The organism is Myroides sp. LJL119 (assembly GCF_054871605.1).
Genome location: NZ_JBTXLO010000017.1, coordinates 1 through 7,174, shown reverse-complemented (window position 1 = coordinate 7,174; position 7,174 = coordinate 1). Strand labels below are relative to the sequence as shown.

Sequence of the window (7,174 nt, the reverse complement as noted above, 5' to 3'; positions counted from 1 at the left end):
AGTTACCAAATTTTTTCAACCAATTTTTAACTGTTTGGTCGCCTTGAATACCATATTTAGTTTTAGCTTGAGCTAAACTTAACTGCCCTTGTTCTATTTCTTGAACAACCTGGAGCTTGAAACTTAACGTATAATCTTTCTGAGTACGCTTTACATAAGGATTTGTCATAACGATTGTTTTTTGTGTATCGTTATTTCAGGACGTGACAAATTCTTGAAAAAAAAAGCTACTCCTTTTTAAAGGAGTAGCTTTATAATTTTAAATCCCTGGAATTAATTAGTTGTAAATCCTGAATTTTTTAAATAAGCGTCCATTTGCGCATCTTTACCACGGAATTCTTTATAAAGAACATCTCCTGGTTCAGAATTACCTTTAGAAAGAATTTTTTCACGGAAGTAATCTCCATTTTCACGTGTAATACCACCGTTTTCTAATAACCATTGGTAGGCATCATTGTCAAGAACTTCAGCCCATTTATAAGAATAGTATCCTGCAGCATATCCGCCTCCAAAAATATGGTTAAAGTAAGAAGAACGGTATCTTGGTGGAACTTTATCAATATCTAAACCGTATTTAGCTAAAGCCTGTCTTTCAAACTCATTTACATCTTCAACCGTAGCATCAGCTGGTAAAGTATGCCATTCTAAGTCTAATAAAGAAGCACCTAAAACTTCACTTAAGTTATATCCTTTGTTAAAGTTTCTAGCATTTTCGATTTTAACTAGTAATTCAGCAGGAATAACCTCTCCAGTTTCATAGTGTTTAGCATAGTTTTTTAATATCTGTGGATCAAAAGCAAAATGCTCATGGAATTGCGAAGGTAATTCAACAAAGTCACGAGATACTTTAGTTCCTGATAATCTTGGGTAAGTTTGGTCACTGAAAAAGCCATGTAATGCGTGTCCAAATTCGTGGAATACTGTAATTACATTATCCAATGAAAGTAAAGCTGGTTGTCCTGGAGCTGGCTTTTGGAAGTTTCCAACGTTATAAATCACCGGAATGTTATCCAGTAATTTACTTTGGGTAACAATGCTACTCATCCATGCACCCCCTCTTTTAGAATCTCTTGCGTAGTAATCGGTATAGAATAGACCTACAGGTGATCCATCCTCATTGAATATCTCATATACCTTTACATCTTCTTGCCATACAGGAATATCTTTACGCTCTTTAAAAGTAATACCGTATAACTGTGTAGCCATATAAAACACACCATTTTCTAAAACGGAATTAAACTCAAAATAAGGTTTTATCTCATTTGGATCTAAATCATATTTTTCTTTTCTGATTTTAGAGGCGTAATAATCCCAATCAGCAGTTGTTAAAGTAAAAGGGTCTTGTTGTTGATTAACAGCTGTTTTTAATTCACTTTGTTGAAGTGAGTTTTGATCTTGTACTTTTTTCATGTATGCTTGAAGATCAGCTAATTCTTGGTTAGCAGCATCTGTAGCATAGGGTGTTAAATCCTTTAATATCTGTTTTGCATTTGTAGGATTCTTTGCCATACTGGTTTGTAAAGACCAATCTGCATATGTGTCATAGCCCATTAATTTAGCTTTCTGAGCTCTTTTTTTTGCGATCTCTACTATGGTTTGTGTCGTATTGTTTTGATCGTCTGTTTTTTCTGCTCTGCTCCAAGCTTGATCGAAAAGTTTTTTTCTGGTATCAGGGTTATTTAAAGATTCTAATAATGGTTGTTGTGTTGTGTTATTCAAAGAGATAACATACGTTCCATCAGGTTGTTTTAAAGATTCTAATTCAGCATCACTTAAACCATCTAACTCTTCTTTTGTAAAACTAACTCCACCTTGTTTTGTGGCAAGAAGTAATTGATCTCCAAATTTTGTAGTTAGACTTGCAAGCTCTTGATTTAATGTTTTTAATTGCTCTTTTTGCTCTGGTGTTAAGTTGGCTCCAGCAATTTCGAAACTTTGGTAATAAACATCCAGAACTCTCTCTTGCTCTGGGGTTAAATTTAAAGATGCTTTGTTGTCATGTAATGTTTTAATGCGTTGGAAAAGCGCATCGTTTAGATAAATAGCATCAGAATGTTGTGCGAAAACAGGAGACAATTCGGTATTGATTTGCTTTAACTCATCATTGGTATGAGCACCAATTAATAAGAAGTAAACCGCGTTTACACGGTCAAGTAGTTCACTTGAGCGTTCCATTGCTTCAATCGTGTTTTCAAAGGTCGGTGCATCTTGATTGGCAGTAATTGCATCAATAGCCTCTTTTTGACGACGCATACCTTCTAGGATTGCAGGCTTAAAATCTTTGTTTTTAATTTTGTCGAAATCAGCAGTTTGATAAGGTAATGTACTTTTTTCGTAAAATGCATTACTTGCATCAAATACTAAATTTTGGTCTGAATTCTGATCAGCCTTCTTGCAAGATGCCGATAAGATAGAGGCTCCTGCAACAACGCTTAATACTGCTTTTTTAGCATTCATAAATTGGATATTAGAGTTAGTTGTTGTCAAATATATATAATATCTTAGTAAAAGCAGAAATTCATGGTGATTTAATATGCTTTTTGTAGGCTGTTACCTGTTTTTTTAGCTTGTTACTGAAAAATAAAATTAATTTATTAAGAAATAATTTATATATACATATAGTTGCTATGAGGAGATTTTTGGTGTTTTTTTTGTTTGTGACTAACTTTATTTACCCACAAGACAATCAAATGCGCCAGTGGATAAGGCAACAGTATACCCATAGCGATGCTGCAGGTTTATATGCAGATTTTCATAATTATTTGCAAAACGATAAACAAAGTATAATAAAGGCCAAAACAAATAAGGCCATGGACTTATTACTTCCCAGGGACCAGGGCTACACTTTACAAAGGGTAAATCACGATGGAGTGGCCATTTACTATGGGTTAAATAATAAGCATGCTATAGAATTCTCAGGCGTTAATTATCTACATAATGCGTTGACAGCAAATATCTCTTTATTGGGAGAAAAGATGATTATCGGTATTTTAGATGGCGATGTTGTTTTAGATACTCATGTTGAGTTTACCAATAAAAATGGGATTAGCCGTGTTTTTTTACACGACCCTATCAACGAGTTACCTCTTGCCCAGTCCCCGGAATATCTTCAGAGTATTCATAAAAGAAATCACGCAACGCATGTTGCTGGAACTTTAGTTAGTCAAGGTTTAAATGCAGAGTCTTTAGGGGTAGCACCCAAAGCAACACTGTATAGTTATAATTGGAAGGATGATATAGTGAAGATTGTACAACTAGCCTCTCAGGGAATACTAGTTTCAAATCATTCTTATGGAATTGCAACCATGTCAAAAGAAAATACCCCTTTAATACCAGCGTCTTATTTTGGAGTTTACTCCAGAGAAGCATTGAGTTATGATAGAGTGATGCGCGAATATCCTTATTATCAAAGTGTGATTGCCGCTGGAAATGACAGAAAGGATTATAAAATATTAAATCCTAGTAAAAAAGGTTTTGATATGCTAGTGGGCTATTCTGTTGCAAAGAATCCAATTGTTGTTGGAGCGATTATTCCAGATTACAGGACTAAAACAACTTATATAAGTGATACGGATTTTAGTAATTATGGACCAACTGCTGATTTTAGAATTAAGCCTGATATTGTGGCTACTGGGGTCGGACTTTATTCTAGTATCTATCAAAGTGGGGATTTGGCAGATAAAGGAATTAGCAATTCTCTATATGCATTTAGCTCAGGAACTTCTATGTCGGCTCCTGTGGTTACTGGAATCTTGACACTTTGGCAACAGTGGGTATTGGAAAATTACAATTATCCTTTTAAATCTTCCACTATAAAAGGACTGATGATTCACACAGCAGATGCTATCCAAGGGAATTTAGGGCCAAGTGTGAAATACGGATGGGGGGTAATAAATGCACGTAATGGGATAGAATTTCTTAACAATGCCAAGGGAAATCAAGCCTTTGTGGTACAACACACTCTATATGATTCATTGGATTATCAAACCCAGATAACTGTACCAAAGGATGTTAGTGCATTACGCTTTACATTAGTGTGGAATGATCTACCAGCAGAAGATAAAATTGCCAAAGCACTACAGGCTGATAAACCTGATTTGGTACACGATTTAGATTTACGGGTTATAGATGAACATGGAAACCAATACCTGCCATGGTATATAAACAAAGATTATAATAATCCAGTAGCCTTACAAGGAGATAATAACGTGGATAACGTGGAGCGCATAGATATACCTGATGCAAAAAAAGGAGTTTACACTATTTATGTTAACATGAAAGATCAAGCACTAAATAAGGTTCAAAGTTTCTCCTTGCTTGTAAGTGATTTAAATTTTGCAGGACTAAGTAAGACTAATGATCAGCCAATGGATTACAAATTTAATTTTGATTCATGGCCTAATCCAGCCTCGGATATTTTATATATTGAGATACCAAAAGAAATTGTTTTTTCCAGTAAAACTTTACAGATATATAATGCAAACGGTCAATTAATTAATGTGCATAAAATCCAGGCTACTGATCGATTTGAATTAGATGTTTCTAGGTATGTCAAGGGAATGTATTTTTTGGTGATAAAAAGCAATGCAGCTAGTTATAGAAGTAAGTTTATAAAAAGGTAACTTTTGTAAATTGTATTATTGTTTTAGGCCAAAATCATCAAACATATAATATATTTGTAGCTAATAGATCTAGGAGCTAAGTGTGATTGGTTGTTGATAGAAAAGGTGTAGTTCGGATTAAGTATTATTTTAAATTATAAACTTTACGTGATGAAAAAGTTATTTGCTGTTTTATGTGTGTTATTTTTGAATTTACCGGGTATAGCCCAGAATCAAAAAGTGAATTTGTCTGAAAAGCCAAGAATTATCATTCTTGCCACTGGTGGTACCATAGCAGGGAGTGGTGAGTCTTCTACAAAGGCAGCTTATACAGCAGGTAAGATTCCAGTTGAAACTTTAATTGAGGCGGTGCCTCAAATGCAGAATTATGCGCAAGTTAAAGCAGAGCAAATCGCTCAGATTGGTTCTCAGGATATGAATATAGAGACTTGGTTGAAGCTAAGTAATCGAATCAATGAGATATTTGAAAAGGATTTGGCCGATGGTGTTGTAGTTACTCATGGTACGGATACCCAGGAGGAAACAGCTTATTTTTTAGATTTGACTGTTGCCTCCAATAAGCCTGTAGTTGTTGTTGGAGCCATGCGAGCTGCCACGGCAATGAGCCAAGATGGTAATAGAAACTTATTGGATGCGGTTATTGTTGCGGCAAGTAAAAATAGTCAACAAGTTGGAGTAGTGGTGGCAATGAATGAATATGTATTCACAGCTAGAGATGTTACCAAACAAAGTACCACAAATATGGCAACCTTTGGATCTAGAAATTTTGGACCTATAGGATTGGTATTTGACAACAAGGTTAATTACTATTATAAAACCCTTAAAGGTCATGGAGAGAAATTTGATGTAAAGGGATTAGAAACCTTACCAGAGGTTGATATTTATTATGGATATGCTGGTGCTAGTGATAGAGGTATTAAAGCGGCCATAAAAGACAAGGTTAAAGGTATTGTGTACGCAGGTGTTGGTAATGGTAATTTTAATCAGGCCGTTACAGAGTCATTAAAACAAGCAGTGGATAGCGGAATTGTAGTGTGTCGTAGCGCTAGGGCAGGACAAGGAAAAGTGACTTTGGACAACGAGGTGGATGATAAAAAGTTAGGATTTGTAGTTGCCGATGATTTAAGTCCGCAAAAGGCGCGAATTTTATTAATGCTTGGCTTAACAAAAACAGATAATATTGCTCAAATACAAGAAATGTTTTTTAGCTACTAATTATATAAGATTAAAACGCATTTTGAGCTTTTACTCTCAAATGTTCTAAAAAAAGATTATTTGTCAATCTACTATGTGACTGTTAATAATAGGGTATTACTGTAAAGGGTGGTTTTTTGTTTAATCTTGACTTTGCTATATACTTTTGTAGCTCTTTTGAATAAGTCAGAGCTCCTATTTGTACTTGTTTTAAAAAATCACTAGCTCCTAAGTGGTAGCAATATCCTTTTTTTGAAAGATAAAGAATGTCTATTGTAAATAGAGAATTATTTATTCCTGTTTTGTATAGTTTATCTGTAAGCCTTGTTTTTGTAGAGTTAGTTTCCCAGGTGTTAGCTCCAGGATATGAAGTGTATCGTAAAAAGTAGATGTTTGACCGTTTCCTATACTTTGGCCTGAAACAATAAGAGTGTCACCTTTTTTTTCCCAGGTTTGGTATTTTAAGGTAGCCATATTAATGGAACTAGCCTTGCCGCCCTTGGATAGTTCAATACCCTGAAAACCTTGTTGTCCAGAAATGGGTTGTACCCATTTTCCTTGAATATTCTTGTTATGACAACTAGTAAGACTCAAGGTAAGGATCAAAAAAATAAGTACTAAGGGGAGGTAAGATTTTATTTTGTTAGTTTTCATTGGTGTTTTTAGTTTTAAAGGAGTTTAAATATAAGGAATTTATTGTTATTAGTACACTTTGATTGGTTAAATAGATGCGGTTTTTTACTTAAATATGGCTTTTTTTATAAAATAAATTTTTTTAAAAAAGCTATTTTAGAAAATATTTTTTGATGAGAGTTTATAAAACGCTGGCTTTTTATATGGCAGATAAAAAATAATTTATCTACTAAAGTTTTATTATTTAAACTGTTAGGAGAAAGGGTTAAATAAAAAGTAAAATAAAGTTTGGAAGTTACCCGGAAGTTTTTACTTTTGCATCCGCATTCAAGGCAGACGTTCTAATATAAAATAAGAGTAAAGTATCCTTAAAAAACATTGAGAAAGATTTTGAAAAATAAATTTGGATAATGAAAAAATAAGGTAGTATCTTTGCAGTCCGCTTTAAGAAATACGGGGCTTACAAGAAAAATAAAAAACATTTTTTTTAAAATAAATCTTGTTAGTTTTAAATAAAGTATTACTTTTGCGACCGCTTTGAAATACAGAGCGCAGAATAAACGAAAGACACGTTCATAGACATATTGGATTGACAGCAAAAAAATAAAGAGAGTAAGGCGAATCGCAAGATTTGATTTATATATCTAATTTAAGATATAAAAAATATACGATGAAGAGTTTGATCCTGGCTCAGGATGAACGCTAGCGGCAGGCCTAACACATGC

Annotated in this window: 5 protein-coding genes; 2 read left to right on the top strand and 3 right to left on the bottom strand. The window is 34.1% G+C overall.

The features are described 5' to 3' along the window. Together ACYSNV_RS12315 and ACYSNV_RS12310 are read right to left on the bottom strand one after the other, a co-directional pair. Positions 1 to 169 (bottom strand): transposase (locus ACYSNV_RS12315; protein ID WP_461761064.1); only part of this gene is annotated, 169 nt, incomplete at its 3' end. Between the two features lie 104 nt (positions 170 to 273). Next, positions 274 to 2,457, bottom strand: coding sequence for a M3 family metallopeptidase (locus ACYSNV_RS12310; protein ID WP_461762839.1), 2,184 nt, complete (start codon positions 2,455 to 2,457; stop codon positions 274 to 276). 170 nt (positions 2,458 to 2,627) lie between these two features. On the opposite strand from ACYSNV_RS12310, the gene ACYSNV_RS12305 reads away from it, so the two are divergent. Both ACYSNV_RS12305 and ACYSNV_RS12300 read left to right on the top strand, forming a co-directional pair. Then, positions 2,628 to 4,622, top strand: coding sequence for a S8 family serine peptidase (locus ACYSNV_RS12305; RefSeq protein ID WP_461762838.1), 1,995 nt, complete (start codon positions 2,628 to 2,630; stop codon positions 4,620 to 4,622). A 150-nt stretch (positions 4,623 to 4,772) separates the two neighbouring features. After that, entirely contained in the window at positions 4,773 to 5,837 is a 1,065-nt protein-coding gene (locus ACYSNV_RS12300) for a type II asparaginase (RefSeq protein ID WP_461762837.1), read from the top strand. A gap of 270 nt (positions 5,838 to 6,107) precedes the next feature. Here ACYSNV_RS12300 and ACYSNV_RS12295 read toward each other — a convergent pair whose 3' ends face one another. Then, on the bottom strand, positions 6,108 to 6,470 hold the full coding sequence (locus ACYSNV_RS12295; protein WP_461762836.1) for a lipocalin-like domain-containing protein: 363 nt from the start codon (positions 6,468 to 6,470) through the stop codon (positions 6,108 to 6,110). Positions 6,471 to 7,174: the final 704 nt, after the last annotated feature.